The organism is Microbispora sp. NPDC004025, assembly GCF_053604425.1.
Genome location: NZ_JBSGHN010000030.1, coordinates 1 through 14,243, shown reverse-complemented (window position 1 = coordinate 14,243; position 14,243 = coordinate 1). Strand labels below are relative to the sequence as shown.

The following is a 14,243-nucleotide window of genomic DNA, read 5'->3' as shown; positions in this document are numbered from 1 at the left end:
ATGTCCCGCCGAGTGGTGTAACTCGCTGCTGATCGTGTGGGGTCGGCGAGTTGTGGGTTGGTGCGACTATGACGCGGCGAGGGCGGTGTGCGCCAGGGGTTCGGCCAGATGGTCTGCGGGTGGGGCGGCGAGTTGGGCCATGGAGCCCTCCGACAGGTAGCGGCGGTCGCTGACCTGCCATTCGTCGTGGTGTTCGGCCAGGACGGCGCCGGCCAGACGGCCCAGGGCGGTGGGGTTGGGAAAGACCCCGACGACGTCAGAGCGGCGTTTGATCTCCCGGTTCAGCCGTTCGAGCGGGTTGGTCGACCAGATCTTCTTCCAGTGCTGCTGGGGGAAGTCGGCGAACGCGGTGATGTCGTCGGCGGCCTCGAGGAGCATCTGTTCCACGATCGGGAATTGGCGGCCGAGCATGGTGGCGATGGTGGTCAGCTGGGCGCGGACCGTTTGGGCGGTGGGCTGGGCGAAGATGGTGCGGATGGCCGCGGCGACCATTTCCGCTGATCCCTTGGGCACTCGGGCGAGCACGTTGCGCATGAAATGAACGCGACACCTCTGCCACGATGCGCCGAGGAAGACCGCCCGCAACGCAGCCACCAGGCCGGCGTGGGCGTCGGAGATGGCCAGTTGCACCCCGGTCAGGCCGCGGGCCTTCAGCGAGCGCAGGAACGCGGTCCAGAATGCGCCGTCTTCGCTGTCGCCGACGGCGAATCCGAGGATCTCCCGGCGGCCGTCGATGCTGACGCCGGTGGCGATGACGACGGCCTGGGAGACGACCCGGTGATTGACGCGGGCCTTGCAGTAGGTGGCGTCGAGGAAGACGTAGGGGAAGGTGGTGTGGCCCAGGGGCCGGTCGCGGAAGGCGGCCACGTCGCTGTCCAGGTCGGCGCAGATGCGCGAGACCTCGCTTTTGGAGATCCCGGTGTCGGCGCCGAGGGCTTTGACTAGGTCATCGACGCTGCGGGTGGACACCCTCTGTAGGTAGGCCTCCATGACCACGGCGAACAGCGCTTGGTCGATGCGGCGGCGGCGTTCCAGCAGGGAGGGGAAGAACGACCCGGACCGCAGCTTGGGGATCTTCAGCTCGAGGTCGCCGGCGGCGGTGGTCAGCAGCCGGTCGCGGTAGCCGTTGCGCTGGGTGGTGCGGGCTTCGGTGCGCTGGTGTGGGGCGGCGCCGATGACGGCGGTGGCCTCCGCTTCGATGAGCGCTTGCAGGACGGCTTGCAGCGCTTGGCGGATGACATCGTCGGCGTCGGCGGCTTTCAAAGACTCCAGCAGGTCGAGCAGGGCAGACTGGTCCAGAGCCATCGTGTGGTGTCCTCCGCGAGAACCTTTGGTCGGGAACTCGCTGACCGTCACACGATGGCTCGCCCCATGTCCGGGGCTTGCATCAACAGCTTGGAGTTACACCACCCGAGGGGACGTCACCCTTTCAAAAACCAGGATCACGGAGCCTGGCATGGAAGTCACCTTTTCTTACTGGGCTCTTGGGCGTGTCATCATGGGCAGCACGCTGCCGCTACACACGGACCGCGGTGACTTCCGGAACGTAACTGGCAGCGTGACTAGCTGTTCGGTGGCAAGCGGACCCGGAGCGCAGGGCCGCTAGGCCCGAGCACCGGAAGCCGCGCGGCAGCCGATCGCCCCAACCAGGCATAGCGAGAACCGAAGTGAGCGATCGTCACGGCCTCCTGCTGGCATCCTGGGCGCGCGGGCGGTGCGTGCCCGGACCGGCCGAAGAGCCGCAGCCGGGCACGCTTTCCGACTGGCGCGCCCGGCGGACCGCGCAGCGGACCGCCTTAAATAGCGAGAAGAAAAGTTGCTTTCGGTCTCGGGGCGGGTCGTCAGCGGAGCGGTTCGGCGCTCGCCCAGACGCGTTCGAAGCTGGAAAGGTAGACGGCTGTGCTGTCCTCGTCCTTAGTGGCCGTCAGGTACAGCACGGGGGCTTGGGCCGCTGCGGTGCCGTAGGCGTGGACGTTCACGAGAAGCTCGGTGTCGGCCCGGTAGATGGAGTTGTAGAGCGTCGTGCGGTGGAGTCGGATCTCCACTCCGTCGACCTCCTGAAGCGGCCGGTACAGCATGAGGGCGTTGCGTACTCGGGCAGCTATGACGTCGGCTCCGATGCCTTCTTCGGCTCCTCGGGCGGCTACCTCGGGGCTGTCGGGGTCGCCCAGGAGGATACGGATCTTCACACCTGCGTGGGCCCGGCCGGCCAGAAGGCGGATCATGCCGGTGTCCTCAGCGAGGAACAGGCTGCTGTAGGTGAGGATGTCAATCTCGCGACTCGCGCCCAGGAAGAGCCGACGCCAAATGGTCTGCGGTACGGCCCAGCGGTGGGGATACACGGCTTTCACTTCGTGGGAAATGGTTCGCCGTGGTTGGGCGACGTCGGGCCACAGGTCACTCTCGTCGAGTTGCAGTATGTCAGCCAGTGCCCAGCGGTGGCGGGGGTAGGGGACGCGGCCTTTGAGCCAGCGGTCGACGGTCTTGGGGTCCACCTCGAGGGCGGCGGCGACGTCGACGGTTCCGAGTCTGGCCCGGGCAAGGGCATGGCGCAGGGTGTCGCTCACGGGGGTGTACCTCCTGGGGGCGGCTCTGCCTGCGACGTTAACACAAGACGTCCCTAGACGTCCCTTAGTCGCGGTGTAGAGGTTCCCCCGCCGCGGCGGAAGCTCGTTCGGCGTGGGCGCGATGAACGCGCCCACCCGAGCCGAAAGGAGCGTGTCAGGCATGGAACAACTGCGGCCGGTTCAGAAGCGGCAGCGCGAGTATCAGGAACAGCTCTTGACGGAGCTGCGGGATGAGCTGGCACAGCGCGGGATCACGGCGGTCCTGATCGTGGATGAGAAGAACCGGCCCGCGCTGGATGTGACCGACAGCCGCTTACGGCCCCGCCGGGTCTACGTCCACCTGGCGTTCTTGTGGTTCTACTGGGGCGACCAGCACGACGAGCGGGTTTCGTGCCTGCGCCTGCTGCCGGCGGCCGACCGGATCGAGAAGGCGGCGCGCGAGGGCTGGCGCGAGGGCGAACAGGGAGAGCTCGGTATCGACCTGACGAAGATTCTCGATGCGCACCGCTCCTGAACGGCGCAAGGCGTGGCTGACCGGGCAGCGCGTCTCCGGCAAGCTGGCTGAGCGGCTGCGCGAGCGGATCACGACGGGTGTTTATCCGGCAGGGCGGGCGCTTCCCTCGGAGACCGCTTTGACGGCGGAGTTCCGGGTTGCCCGCAACACAGTGCGTCGCGCGTTGCGCACCTTGGAGGCAGAGGGGTTGATCGTGACGGTCCCCTCGAAGGGGCGGCTCGTGCAAGGCGCTGACGTGCCAGTCGATGCCTCCTACCGCTACCAGCTCATCGCCCGCGAGCTGCGGCGGCGAATCGAGCGGGGCGACCTCGGCCCCGGAGACCTGCTGCCCAGCGAAGCCGAACTCCGCTGGCTGTACGACGCATCCCGCAACACCGTACGGCAGGCGTTCGCGGAGCTGGAGCGCGCAGGGCTGATCGTGTCCCGGCAGGGCAAGGGCCGGTTCGTCCGCTCCGACGAGTAGGACGTCCTAGGACGTCTGAGCTGGTGCCCTAGGTCGTACGGGGGCGGGTGCGCCTATCGTCTGTCTCGTGGAGCAAGCTGCGTGGGCGCATGATCTGGCCGAACAACTCCTAGCCGAGCCGCTGCCCCGGCGCTGGGCACACACCCAGGGTGTAGCGGCGCAAGCCGCGACGCTGGCCCCGATCCTCGGCAACGAGGCCGACACGCTGACTGCTGCCGCCTATCTGCACGACATCGGCTACTCCCCAGAGCTGGTCGACACCGGGTTTCACCCCCTCGACGGCGCCCGCTACCTCCGAGATGTGGCGGGCGCCGACGAGCGACTGTGCCGCCTGGTCGCTCATCACTCCTGCGCGGTCAACGAGGCCACCGAACGCGACCTGTACGACGCCTTGACCAAGGAATTCGTCCCGGAGCGACGCGAACTGGCCGACGCCCTGACCTACTGCGACATGACCACCGGCCCCGACGGCCGGCACCTCCACGTACATGAGCGACTGGCTGAAATTCACTCCCGCTACGGCCCGGACCACTTGGTGAGCCGCTCCATCACGACGTCTACGCCGTGCATCCTGGCCGCTGTTGACGCAATTGAGATGAAGCTGCGCGAACTGTCTGCCCGCTGACAGACAGGCTCACTCGGCCATGTACGCCTTACGGATCTTGGCTGCGCCGTACCCTCCGCGAGGGTTGCAGACCGGGCATCCGCAGGGCGGCCTGCCGTGCGCGTTGGGCATGTAGCGCCACCCGCTCACCTGGTTCACGCTCCTGATGCGGTGGATCTCTCCGGCCTGGATTGGGCGCGGGACCAGGAGTTCGTATCCGCGGGCGTCCTGTTGCTCGGCGATCAGGGCGGCGGCTGCGGCGCTGCCAAGTTCGACCGGCGGGGCGTTGTAGTGGCCCACCAACACCGGCTCGTCATCTGGGATGCGGAAGTGGACGGCAACGAGAGTGCGCTGACCACTACGGCGCAGCTCACGGCCCCACTGATGGTGATCTGGTAGGAGGGCAGCACCGGCAGGCAATAGACGCCTGTCGCGTCGCTCCGCCCCACGCTGACGGCGCGGATCCCCGCCCGCCGGATCGAGCGGATGTTCTTCGCCGGGGTGAAGTGCACGAGCAAGGTCATGGCTTATCCGATGTGTGGAAGGGCGGTGCCGGCGAGGTAGTGGCCGATGCGCAAGGCCATCGAGCGGTCCATCGGCAGCGTCTCCACCTCAGCACGTGGTACCCAGTGGACCTCGGTCGACTCACTGCTCGGGGTCGGCTCGCCGCTGACGGCACGGGCGGTGAGGACGATAGAGAACTCTTGCCGGGCCTCGCCGTTCGAGGTGTAGAAAATCACGTGGCGGGGGTCGGTGTAGGTGCCGATGAGGCCGGTGATCTCACAAACGATGCCGGTCTCTTCGAGGGTCTCGCGTACAGCGGCCTGGAGGAGGGATTCGCCGAGGTCGATGGCACCACCGGGGACGGCCCAGTTGCCGTTGTCGCTACGGCGGATCATGAGGATGTCTCCAGCGTCGTTGGTGACGACGACGTTGACGGACGGGACCAGGCTGTTCGGTTTGGGTGCGTCAGGGTCGTCGTAGTAGTCAATCCGGCGGGCCACGATCACGACCCTACCGGCGTGGCCTGCTCCCACACCCGCTCGAAACTCTCCGTGTAGGTGGTGACCATGTCCCCGCCTAAGACCTTGCGCAGGTGCAGGACGGGGGCGTTGCCGGCGGGCACGCCGTACACGTGGGTGTTGACGAGCAGTTGATCGTCGCCGCGGTAGATGGAGTTGTACAGCACCGTGGGGTGAAGCCGGATCTCCACGCCGGCCAGGCCGCGGATGGGCCGGTAGAGCACGAGGGCGTTGCGAATCCTGGCGGCCATGCCGTCGTCGACCCCTTCGTCCGCGCCGCGCTGGGCGACCTGGGGGCTGTCGGGGTCGCCGAGCAAAATCCGCACCCTCACTCCGGCTGCGGCCTTCTCGGCGAGCATGCGCACGATGCCGGCGTCGTCAGCGAGGAACAGGCCGCTGTAGACGAGGATGCCAATCTCGTCCTGGGCCTGGGCGAACAGACGTCCCCATGCGTCCCGGGGGACGGCCCAGCGGTGCGGGTAGACGGTGACGATTTCGCTTTCGGACGCTGAGGCGACCTGTTCCCGCGTCAGGGCCTCGGGCCAAAGGTAGCTCTCGTCTATCCCCAGGTGGGTGGCGACGGCGTATCTGTGCTTTCGGTACGGCGCGCGGCCTTTGGTGATCCAGCGTTCGACGGTCTTGGGGTCCACCTGGATTGCGGTCGCCAGCTCGGCAATGCTCACCCCGCGTTCCAGAAGGGCCGCGCGTAGTCGCTCGTTGGCCATCTCACCTGCCGCGTCAGGACGTCCAGGGACGTGGCAATCGTAGACGGGACGTCTTGAACATGTCCCGTCGTGTAGTGATCTCGTCCTGCCCTTCCGTCGCACTCTCGGTGTCACAACGCACCACCACCTGCGACGGAAGGAGAACAGACCATGGCAGAGACCACGATTGCCCCACCGGAGGAGAGCCCCGACTGCGCCTGCGGCGCGCTCCTGAAGCCCGGGCAGATCCACTGCAGCAAGTGCCTCGCCCGTCAGCGCTGGGAGCGGCGCGAGAAGGCCCGGCGCAGGACCGCCCGGCGTCGCGCCATCACCCGCCGTCCCCCACGCGGCCCGGTCAGCGCCGCCGCCCTGGGGGTGAGCTGGTCGTGAGCGCGCTGCCTCTGATCATCGCCCTGGCCCTGGCCGCGGTCGTGGCCGTCGGCTATGTGGCGGTCCTGGTCGGCATCCGGCGAGAGGACAAGGCCATGTTCCATGGCAGCGCCTCCGGGGATGCGTCGGCACGGCTGGCCCGTCACGTGACGGGCTTTAAGGTCCGGAACGGCGGCCCTACGTCTCGGATCGCTGAGACAAGGTCTCTTCGACCCGCGCCAGGCGTTCGGCCAGGTCCTGTACGGCGGTGCGTAGCGCGATGACCTCGCTCGCCAAGTCGCCCGCCGGCCCCGGCTCGACGTCGGGGACGTCTTCCCGGACGAACACGCCCTTGCCCTGCTGGCCGATGACCAGGCCCTCGGTCCGCAGAATCCCGACCGCGAGCTTCACGACGCTGAGCGAGGCGTCGTACCGGGCGGCGAGCTGGGTGGTCGACGGCAACGGGGAGCCGGGCGGCAGAGATCCGCCGCGGATCTGCTCGCGCAGATCGTCGGCGATCTGGAGGTAACCGGGCCGTCCCGTCTTCTTGACCATCGCCCCTTATCTCAGCACAGCAACACGACCAAGCCAACCGAGAGAACATTGACAACCAGGCCAACCTAGTTAACTATGTTGGCCACGAGGCTAAGGAGGTCCAACACATGCGCACCATTCCGATCCCGGTGGACGTGACCAAGCTGCAGTTCGTCTGCGTCCGCGCACCCCGCCCGCGCGTCCTCAACCAGGACACCGGCGAGATCAAGACCGACAAGAACGGCAACACCGTCTACGAGATCGTCCTGTCGGTGGAGGACGAGTTCGGCCGGATCGAACTCGTCAAGGTCGGCACCTCCGGCGAGCCCCAGGTCACCGCCGGACAGGACGTCACCCCTATCGGCCTGGTCGGCTACGTCTGGGAGATGTCCCGGGGCGGCGAGGCCCGCTGGGGCATCAGCTACCGGGCCAGCTCGATCGTCCCGGCTGGGGTGACCGCCCATGCGTGACGCCCTGGTGATGCTGCTCGCGGGCCTGGCCGCTGCGGCCGGCCTGTGGGCCTGGCGCCACCTGCACTACCGGTCGTACTGGCTGACAGTCGGTTTCCCGCTGATGGCCGCCACCATCTGGGTGACCTGGCGCAAGGTCGCCCTCGGTTGTGGCCTGACCAAGAAGCGGCAACGCTGGTGGTTCACCACCGTCCCCGGCGCGATCGCCTCCACAGGGCTCGTGAAGGTACGGCGGCGCTTCCAGCGGGTCGCGGTCGACACCAAACCGTTCATGCGCCTTCCCTTGCCGACCCGGCACGGCTGGCGCGTCACCGTCCACACCCTCGAAGGGCAGATCCCCGCCGACTACTCCCAGGCCGCCGAACGGCTCGCGCACTCCTGGGGCGTCCACGCCGTACGGGTCTCGTCCCCTCGGCCCGGCCGCGTGGTCCTGGCCGCCACCGTGCGGGACCCGCTCGTCCGGCTGGACCACCTCCCGGCCTCGGGCGAGCTCCTCACTGTCCACGTCGGGCGGCTGGAGACCGGCGGGCTGTGGACGATTGACTTCCGCACCGTCCCGCACTGGATCAACGCGGGAGCCACCCAGTCGGGCAAGTCCAACCTCGCCAACGCCCTCTTGGTGGGGCTGGCTCCGCAGCCGGTCGCGCTAGTCGGCATCGACCTCAAAGGCGGCGTCGAGTTCACCCCGTACGCGCCACGGCTATCGGCACTGGCGACCACGCGGGCCGAGAGCGTGACCCTGCTGGATGACCTGGTGGCGCTCATGGTCGACCGGATGGGGCTGTGCCGCACGGCCGGCGCCCGCAACATCTGGCAGCTACCGCCCGGCGTGCGGCCGGTCCCGGTCGTGGTGCTGGTCGACGAGCTGGCCGAGCTGTACCTGATGGCCGACAAGTCCGAAAAAGACGAGATCGCCCACACCTCCACCGCGCTGCTGCGGGTGGCCCAGCTCGGGCGGGCGTTCGGCATCTACCTGTTCTGCTCCGGCCAGCGGATCGGCTCCGACCTCGGCCCCGGCGTCACCGCCCTGCGCGCCCAGTGTTCGGGGCGGATCTGCCACCGGGTCAACGACCCCGAGACCGCGACCATGACGCTCGGCGACCTCGACCCCGCCGCCCTGGTCTCCGCGCGGGCCATCCCCGCCGAGACGCCCGGCGTCGCGATCGTCGCCAGCCAGGACGGCCAGTGGTACCGCGCCCGCTCCTTCTACGTCGCCGAGCAGGTCGCCGAACGCGCCGCCCGCACTTACGCCCACCTCACCCCGGACTGGGTCGACATCGTCCGGCCCGACCGGGATGAGGTCGGCCTACCCGACCTGCTGTCCGCCTGACCGAGAAAGGGGGTAACGATGCGACGCCTTGCCTCATGGCTGCTCGACACCGGGCCGGTCCTCGTCCTGGCCGCCATCGCGGGTGCCGGATCGTTCACCCACATCCGCGACACCGCCACCGACCACGGACAGACCGGCTGGATGTCGTGGGCCGTGGCCGTCTGCGTCGACCTCACCTGCGTCATGGCCGCCCGCGAACGCCAGCGCGACAAGAAGACGGGACGCCAACTCAACGGATGGGTGTCCTGGCCCACGCTCGTCCTGGCCGGCGGAATCGTCCTGTCCCTGGCTGCCAACCTCCATCAGGCCGAACCCACCGTGTGGGGCTGGCTCACCGCCGCCACCCCCGCCGGGGCGTTCCTCATCGCCGTCTCCATGCTCGAACGCCGCGCCGCCGCCCCTCATCCCGAACGGTCCGCGCCCGTCCTGACCGTCGACGCCGTCCCGTCCTCGCCGTCCCCGGCTTCCGCGCTCGTCCCCGTCGTACAGGACGGGCAGGACAGCGAGCCGGGACCGTCCCCGGCGCTGGTCGACTACGCCCGCCGCGTGGCTGATGAGCACCAGGCCAAGCACGGCAAGCCGATCACGCGCGACCTGCTGCGCGCCCGCCTCGGCGTGTCCAACCAGCTCGCCTCCGACCTGCTGCGCACCCTGCGCACGGCATCCGAACCCGCCTAGTGAAAGGAGATCACCACATGACCAACGACAACCACCGGACCACGCTCATCGCCGGGCTCCGCGCCCTGGCCGACTTCCTGGATGCCAACCCGGCCATCCCTGTCCCACGCTCCGTCTACGCCCTGCACTTCCCGCATGGCGCCACGGATGCCGAGATGTGCGCCGAGGTCGACCACATCGCCGAACTGCTCGGCGCTCCGACCAGCCAGGAGTTCGGCCACTACGGCGCTGCGGTCCGCTTCGGACCGGTGGAGTACAAGGCCGTGGCCATCCTCGCCGCCCGCCGCGCCCAGTACGAGGCCGATCGCAGCTACGAAGGCTGCATCCAGCCCGACCCCGTCCCCGACGAGAACGCGGCGCAGGCCGCCTGACCACGAAAGGAGGTCACACCTATGCCCAATACCGAGCAGGCCCCGCCCGCGACTCCCGTGCCCATAACGCCGCGGCGGTGGCAGTGCTGCCACTGCGGCGGAGGCGGTCTCGACTCCTACGGCGAGACCTGCCGCCACTGTGACGGGCTCGGCTTCTGCTGAACCCCGTCAGCGCCCCCGGCCTGGCCGTACATCCGCCAAGACAACCGCCAGGTCGGGGGCCATCCCTCCACCCATCGAGCGAAAGGAGGTCTCCATCTTGCCCGTAACATCCGCCAACGCGCACGCCATCCGCGGCGCCATCGCCCGGCTCAACGACCCCGACTGCTCCCGCTTCGCCTCCCAAATCCGCCGAACCCACGGATGCCGGCAGCCGATCCACCTGCGTGGCAAGGTCGAACACTGGGACAAGGCCACCGGGACCCTGCTGCACCGCTACAGCACCCGCCTCGAACCCGACGGCGTACTGCGTGTCCCGTGCAAGACCCGCCGCGCCTCCCGCTGCCCGGCCTGCGCCGAGACCTACCGGGCCGACACCTACCACCTCATCCGGGCCGGACTCGTCGGCGGCAAAGGCGTCCCTACGTCGGTGACCGTGCACCCGTGCCTGTTCGTCACCCTGACCGCGCCGTCGTTCGGCCCGGTCCATACCCGCAGGCAGCACAACGGGAGCGTCCTGCCCTGCCACCCTCGCCGCGATGCCGAGACCTGCCCGCACGGGCGCGTCCTGTCCTGCACCGCTCGACACGGCGCAGAGGATGACTGCCTCGGCGAGCCGCTATGCCCCGACTGCTACGACTACACGGGCTCGGTGCTGTTCAACGCGGTCGCGCCGCTGCTGTGGAAGCGCTTCGCCGATGCCCTGCGCCGGCACCTGGCCAAGCTCGGCGGCCTGACCCTCCGCGACATGCGCGACCAGCTCGTCGTCTCCTTCGCCAAGGTCGCCGAATACCAGCGGCGCGGCGTCGTCCACCTGCACGCCGTCATCCGGCTCGACGGCCCGGTTGGACCCATCTCCCCGCCCCCGGCCTGGGCCACGCTCGATCTCCTCGGCCAAGCCGCACAGCACGCCGCCTCCGTGGTCACAGCCAGGGTGCCCACCTACGACGACCAACCGGAACGCGTACTCCGTTGGGGCACCCAACTCGACGCCCGCCCGATCAAAATGGACGGCGAGCTGACCGACCAGGCTGTAGCCGGGTACGTGGCCAAATACGCGACGAAGGCCGCAGAATCCGTCGGCACCATCGACCGGCGCATTGTCCCCGGTGAGGACCTGACCGCCCTACCCGTCCGCGACCACGCCCGGCGACTCATTGCCGAATGTCTCCGCCTCGGCACCCTTGAGGAATTGACCGAACTTCGGCTGACCCAGTGGGCGCACATGCTCGGCTTCCGCGGCCACTTCTCCACCCGATCCCGCCACTACTCCACCACCCTCGGCGACATCCGCGCCGACCGGCAGAACCACGCCCGCGACGAGGACATCACCACCGGCCGCCTGCCCCTCCTCGAAGAAGACACCGTCCTCGTCGTCAGCGAATGGGAGTACGCCGGAAAGGGCTACTCCCCGGGTGACGCCCTCGTGGCCGCACTCACGGGTTCGCCGACGCTGCCATCGCAGTCACTAGTCGGGGATGGCCCCCGATGACGCGCAGCGACCGGCTCCTGACCGTGCCTGAGGTACTCGCTGAGCTCGGCGGCGTTTCCCGCCGGACCTTCTACCGCTGGCGAGAGCTCGGCCACGCGCCTAAGTGTGTGAAGCTCCCGAACGGCGAACTCCGCATCTGGCGGAGCGATCTCGCAGCCTGGCTGGAATCCCTCCGGGGGGCGGCGTGAGTAGCTCGTACGACGTCAGGTTCTGGGAAGTCCGGCGGAATCAGTCCAGCAAGACTGCCTCCTATGAGGTCCGCTGGAAGGTCGGCGGTCGCCAGAAGTCGAAAACGCTGAGAACGAAGGCCCTAGCCGAAAGCTTCCTATCCGACCTCCGGCAGGCGGCCAAGCGAGGTGAAGCATTCGACACGGAGACCGGGCTACCCGTGTCCATGTCGAAGGCGAAGAGCTCCGTCACCTGGCTCACCCTCGTCTTGACCTACATCGACATGAAGTGGCCTCACGCTGCGGCGAAGACGCGCGACAGTCTCACCGACGCTCTCGCCACGGTGACCCCTGCACTCGTCGACGAGAGCGCGGCAGGCAAGCCGGACGAACTGGTCCTCCGGGAAGCACTTCGCCAATACGTGCTTCCACCAGCATCTCGGCAACTTGCTCGTCCGGCTGGCATCGCGGCTGCTGTGACGTGGCTTGAGCGTCACTCACTTCCCGTAGCCGACCTGGCCAAGGTCCGCAACGTACGGCTCGGCCTCGACGCGCTGACAACCCGACTCGATGGCGGGGCGGCTGCGGCCACGACGATCGCCCGGAAGCGCTCCGTCTTCTACAACGTCCTGCAGTACGCCGTAGACCTCGAAGAGCTGCCCTCCAACCCGATCGACAAGGTGAAGGCGTGGAAGCCGCCCAAGGTACGCGAGGTTGTGGACCGGCGGGTCGTAGTGAATCCGGCCCAGGCACGGGAGTTGCTCGCCGCGGTGACCTACGCAGGCCGCCTTGACCGCGGCCGGCACCTTCGGGCCTTCTTCGCCAGCCTCTACTTCGCCGGCCTCCGGCCCGCTGAAGCGCTTGGCCTCCGTATCCAGGACTGCCACCTTCCCAAGTCCGGATGGGGCCGCCTGGTCCTCTCGAAGTCCAAGCCCCAGGCGAACAAGCGATGGACGGACAGCGGAGAGGCGCACGACGATCGCGGCCTGAAGCACCGTGCACAGGACGAGGGTCGTCCCGTGCCGATCCCACCGGAACTGGTGACCATCCTCCGCGAGCACATCGACGAGTTCGGCGTCCACGATGACGGGCGCCTCTTCCGAACATCCCGAGGCGGTGTGATCTCTATAGGGACCTATTGCGAGGCGTGGCAAAAGGCCCGAACCCTGGCGCTGACGCCAGAGCAGGTCGCGTCGCCGCTGGCGTCCCGCCCATACGACCTGCGCCACGCTGCGGTCTCACTCTGGCTCAATGCCGGCGTGGCCGCCCCGGAGGTCGCCGAACGTGCCGGGCACGGAGTGGACGTGCTGCTCAGGGTCTACGCCAAGTGCATCGATGGAGGTATCGAGATTGCCAACAGCAGGATCGAAGACGCCCTTACGTAGCCACCGATCCAGATGGCCCCCGCCCATCTTTGAGCGGGGGCTTGAAAACCTGGTTCAGCGCATCAGAGATTATCGCTCTGTTCGGTTGTATCGGGAAAGTACTCGTCGTTAACGAGAGTGATCAATGCCTGGGCGAACTCAAGCTCACTCCCTTCGGGAGTTGCCTCATAAATTTCAGAAGTTGCCTCGGAAGATAGTCGCGCAGCCGCATTTGCGATCAGTACATCTCGCTCCATATTAGGCAGGCGTAGCACTTTCCTTAGTCCTCCCAATGCCTCTTCCGGAGGCAATCCTCTCTCTGAAATATCCTTAAGGAGGGTAATTAACTCTGCCGTCAGGGCCCTTGTGATAGCATCGCGTTCCCTGTGGAGGCGATCGGCGATGCCGGAGTATAGGTACCGCCCTGCTAGCGTATCTCTAGAAATGATTCTGTCTAGAATTGTTGCTATGTCACTTGTTTTACGGGCCAGGCTGTTGGCTTGGTTCAGTGTCGTGGTGCTAATCTGTGCACTCAGATAAGTTTCGGCATGCCGCAGGAAGGAGGTTACATCGACCAAATGGAACGGTTGGCCTGCTCGACACACTCATGAATGACGCCTAACCGGCCGCGCATGAATTCGAGGCCCACCCGGTGTGGAATCCAAAGCCGAGTGCCTAGCAACTGAAGAGCACTCAAAAACTCTTGGCGAGCATCGCCGTTAAGCCGGTATGCATCGAAAAGGGCGTTGGTGTCGAAAGCGATCATGCCGCGCGTCATGAAGTCCGCGAGCTGATTGCTGGAGGGGCGGAAGTATCCTGGGAAGGCACCCCGCAGGGAGCCTGGCCTCACTATTGCGCTATCTTCCTGACCGTTCACGGTACACCAGCATAGGTTTTCCTTGTCTCCGGCGGATCTGATTTATCGCGACGTGATGAATTCGTCCTGTGCGTCAAGCTCACCTTCGCCAGCTCACGCGCTGGCGAACGCCAGAACCTATCGCTCCGTACCCGCTCACGCTCGCAGAGCTACGCCGCCGATATGAGGCCGGTCTGGTCCGTCGTCGCAAGAAGGTCCGACAGCCGAGTCTGTTCGACCCTGCGGCGGCTTGCTGCCTTCTCAAGTGATCTTGTATTTGACCGCAGCCGAGTGTTACCTCTGTGACGATCTGTGTCGTCGAACAGTTCCCCCGAGTGCCGGACTGGCCCAGCGGCGCCAATCGTCGATCATGAGACCCGAGTGAAGATCATCCCGCACATATCCCGCAGACAGCGGCCGAGGGCTGCTCAGGGTGGCGTACGGCTGCGCATGGCTGAAAATGATCAACGGCGTCTGAACCGAGCGAACTCGCTGGTCAGACGCCGTTTTGGCTGGTTGAGCGGAGAGCGTGGGATTCGAACCCACGAGACCGGTCACCCGGCCTAGCGGTTTTCAAGA

Annotated in this window: 20 protein-coding genes and 1 pseudogene; 14 read left to right on the top strand and 7 right to left on the bottom strand. The window is 67.1% G+C overall.

Features of this window, described 5'->3' with window-relative positions; all coding sequences use genetic code 11:
* Positions 1–66: 66 nt before the first annotated feature.
* Together ACWEQG_RS38635 and ACWEQG_RS38630 are read right to left on the bottom strand one after the other, a co-directional pair.
* The gene (locus ACWEQG_RS38635) at positions 67–1,305 is read right to left on the bottom strand and encodes an IS256 family transposase (RefSeq protein WP_452292560.1); all 1,239 of its coding nucleotides are present in this window, start codon (positions 1,303–1,305) and stop codon (positions 67–69) included.
* A 536-nt stretch (positions 1,306–1,841) separates the two neighbouring features.
* The gene (locus ACWEQG_RS38630; protein ID WP_452292558.1) at positions 1,842–2,567 is read right to left on the bottom strand and encodes an XRE family transcriptional regulator; all 726 of its coding nucleotides are present in this window, start codon (positions 2,565–2,567) and stop codon (positions 1,842–1,844) included.
* A gap of 160 nt (positions 2,568–2,727) precedes the next feature.
* Between ACWEQG_RS38630 and ACWEQG_RS38625 the strand changes: the two genes are divergently transcribed.
* From ACWEQG_RS38625 to ACWEQG_RS38605, 5 genes and pseudogenes are all read left to right on the top strand, one after another.
* Positions 2,728–3,081 carry a hypothetical protein gene (locus tag ACWEQG_RS38625; RefSeq protein WP_357225111.1) on the top strand — a complete coding sequence of 118 codons (354 nt, stop codon included), beginning with the start codon at positions 2,728–2,730 and terminating at the stop codon, positions 3,079–3,081.
* Positions 3,065–3,289, top strand: a pseudogene (locus ACWEQG_RS38620) (winged helix-turn-helix domain-containing protein); the annotation flags it as partial. The gene ACWEQG_RS38625 and the pseudogene ACWEQG_RS38620, both read left to right, overlap by 17 nt.
* A gap of 27 nt (positions 3,290–3,316) precedes the next feature.
* Positions 3,317–3,544: a GntR family transcriptional regulator gene (locus ACWEQG_RS38615; RefSeq protein ID WP_452292580.1), complete on the top strand. Its 228-nt coding sequence runs from the start codon at positions 3,317–3,319 to the stop codon at positions 3,542–3,544.
* Between the two features lie 67 nt (positions 3,545–3,611).
* Positions 3,612–4,169, top strand: coding sequence for an HD domain-containing protein (locus ACWEQG_RS38610; RefSeq protein WP_452292556.1), 558 nt, complete (start codon positions 3,612–3,614; stop codon positions 4,167–4,169).
* A 150-nt stretch (positions 4,170–4,319) separates the two neighbouring features.
* Positions 4,320–4,547: a hypothetical protein gene (locus ACWEQG_RS38605; RefSeq protein ID WP_452292554.1), complete on the top strand. Its 228-nt coding sequence runs from the start codon at positions 4,320–4,322 to the stop codon at positions 4,545–4,547.
* A gap of 128 nt (positions 4,548–4,675) precedes the next feature.
* Here ACWEQG_RS38605 and ACWEQG_RS38600 read toward each other — a convergent pair whose 3' ends face one another.
* Together ACWEQG_RS38600 and ACWEQG_RS38595 are read right to left on the bottom strand one after the other, a co-directional pair.
* Complete coding sequence (locus tag ACWEQG_RS38600) at positions 4,676–5,152, bottom strand: NUDIX hydrolase (RefSeq protein WP_452292552.1); 477 nt, start codon at positions 5,150–5,152, stop codon at positions 4,676–4,678.
* A gap of 2 nt (positions 5,153–5,154) precedes the next feature.
* Positions 5,155–5,895, bottom strand: coding sequence for an XRE family transcriptional regulator (locus ACWEQG_RS38595; protein WP_452292550.1), 741 nt, complete (start codon positions 5,893–5,895; stop codon positions 5,155–5,157).
* A 150-nt stretch (positions 5,896–6,045) separates the two neighbouring features.
* Between ACWEQG_RS38595 and ACWEQG_RS38590 the strand changes: the two genes are divergently transcribed.
* Positions 6,046–6,264 (top strand): hypothetical protein, encoded by a 219-nt coding sequence (locus ACWEQG_RS38590; RefSeq protein WP_452292548.1) that lies wholly within the window; start codon positions 6,046–6,048, stop codon positions 6,262–6,264.
* Positions 6,265–6,441: 177 nt separating this feature from the next.
* On the opposite strand, the gene ACWEQG_RS38585 is transcribed toward ACWEQG_RS38590, so the two are convergent.
* A complete protein-coding gene (locus ACWEQG_RS38585) occupies positions 6,442–6,798 on the bottom strand; it encodes a GntR family transcriptional regulator (protein WP_396827126.1) in 357 nt (118 codons plus the stop codon).
* Between the two features lie 107 nt (positions 6,799–6,905).
* Here ACWEQG_RS38585 and ACWEQG_RS38580 point away from each other — a divergent pair, with 107 nt between their 5' ends.
* The 8 genes from ACWEQG_RS38580 to ACWEQG_RS38545 all read left to right on the top strand — a co-directional run bounded on the left by ACWEQG_RS38580 (position 6,906) and on the right by ACWEQG_RS38545 (position 12,829).
* The gene (locus tag ACWEQG_RS38580) at positions 6,906–7,247 is read left to right on the top strand and encodes an SCO3933 family regulatory protein (RefSeq protein ID WP_452292546.1); all 342 of its coding nucleotides are present in this window, start codon (positions 6,906–6,908) and stop codon (positions 7,245–7,247) included.
* Positions 7,240–8,577, top strand: coding sequence for an FtsK/SpoIIIE domain-containing protein (locus ACWEQG_RS38575; RefSeq protein WP_452292544.1), 1,338 nt, complete (start codon positions 7,240–7,242; stop codon positions 8,575–8,577). The genes ACWEQG_RS38580 and ACWEQG_RS38575 overlap by 8 nt, the downstream gene beginning before the upstream one ends.
* An 18-nt stretch (positions 8,578–8,595) precedes the next feature.
* Complete coding sequence (locus tag ACWEQG_RS38570; RefSeq protein WP_452292542.1) at positions 8,596–9,255, top strand: DUF2637 domain-containing protein; 660 nt, start codon at positions 8,596–8,598, stop codon at positions 9,253–9,255.
* A 17-nt stretch (positions 9,256–9,272) separates the two neighbouring features.
* The gene (locus tag ACWEQG_RS38565; protein WP_452292540.1) at positions 9,273–9,626 is read left to right on the top strand and encodes a hypothetical protein; all 354 of its coding nucleotides are present in this window, start codon (positions 9,273–9,275) and stop codon (positions 9,624–9,626) included.
* A gap of 21 nt (positions 9,627–9,647) precedes the next feature.
* Complete coding sequence (locus tag ACWEQG_RS38560; RefSeq protein ID WP_452292538.1) at positions 9,648–9,788, top strand: hypothetical protein; 141 nt, start codon at positions 9,648–9,650, stop codon at positions 9,786–9,788.
* Positions 9,789–9,885: 97 nt separating this feature from the next.
* On the top strand, positions 9,886–11,277 hold the full coding sequence (locus tag ACWEQG_RS38555) for a replication initiator (RefSeq protein ID WP_452292536.1): 1,392 nt from the start codon (positions 9,886–9,888) through the stop codon (positions 11,275–11,277).
* Entirely contained in the window at positions 11,274–11,465 is a 192-nt protein-coding gene (locus ACWEQG_RS38550; protein ID WP_452292534.1) for a helix-turn-helix transcriptional regulator, read from the top strand. The genes ACWEQG_RS38555 and ACWEQG_RS38550 overlap by 4 nt, the downstream gene beginning before the upstream one ends.
* Positions 11,462–12,829 (top strand): tyrosine-type recombinase/integrase, encoded by a 1,368-nt coding sequence (locus tag ACWEQG_RS38545; RefSeq protein ID WP_452292532.1) that lies wholly within the window; start codon positions 11,462–11,464, stop codon positions 12,827–12,829. The genes ACWEQG_RS38550 and ACWEQG_RS38545 overlap by 4 nt, the downstream gene beginning before the upstream one ends.
* A gap of 62 nt (positions 12,830–12,891) precedes the next feature.
* On the opposite strand, the gene ACWEQG_RS38540 is transcribed toward ACWEQG_RS38545, so the two are convergent.
* Together ACWEQG_RS38540 and ACWEQG_RS38535 are read right to left on the bottom strand one after the other, a co-directional pair.
* Positions 12,892–13,386, bottom strand: coding sequence for a hypothetical protein (locus ACWEQG_RS38540; protein WP_452292530.1), 495 nt, complete (start codon positions 13,384–13,386; stop codon positions 12,892–12,894).
* Positions 13,374–13,685 carry a PIN-like domain-containing protein gene (locus ACWEQG_RS38535; RefSeq protein WP_452292528.1) on the bottom strand — a complete coding sequence of 104 codons (312 nt, stop codon included), beginning with the start codon at positions 13,683–13,685 and terminating at the stop codon, positions 13,374–13,376. The genes ACWEQG_RS38540 and ACWEQG_RS38535 overlap by 13 nt, the downstream gene beginning before the upstream one ends.
* Positions 13,686–14,243: the final 558 nt, after the last annotated feature.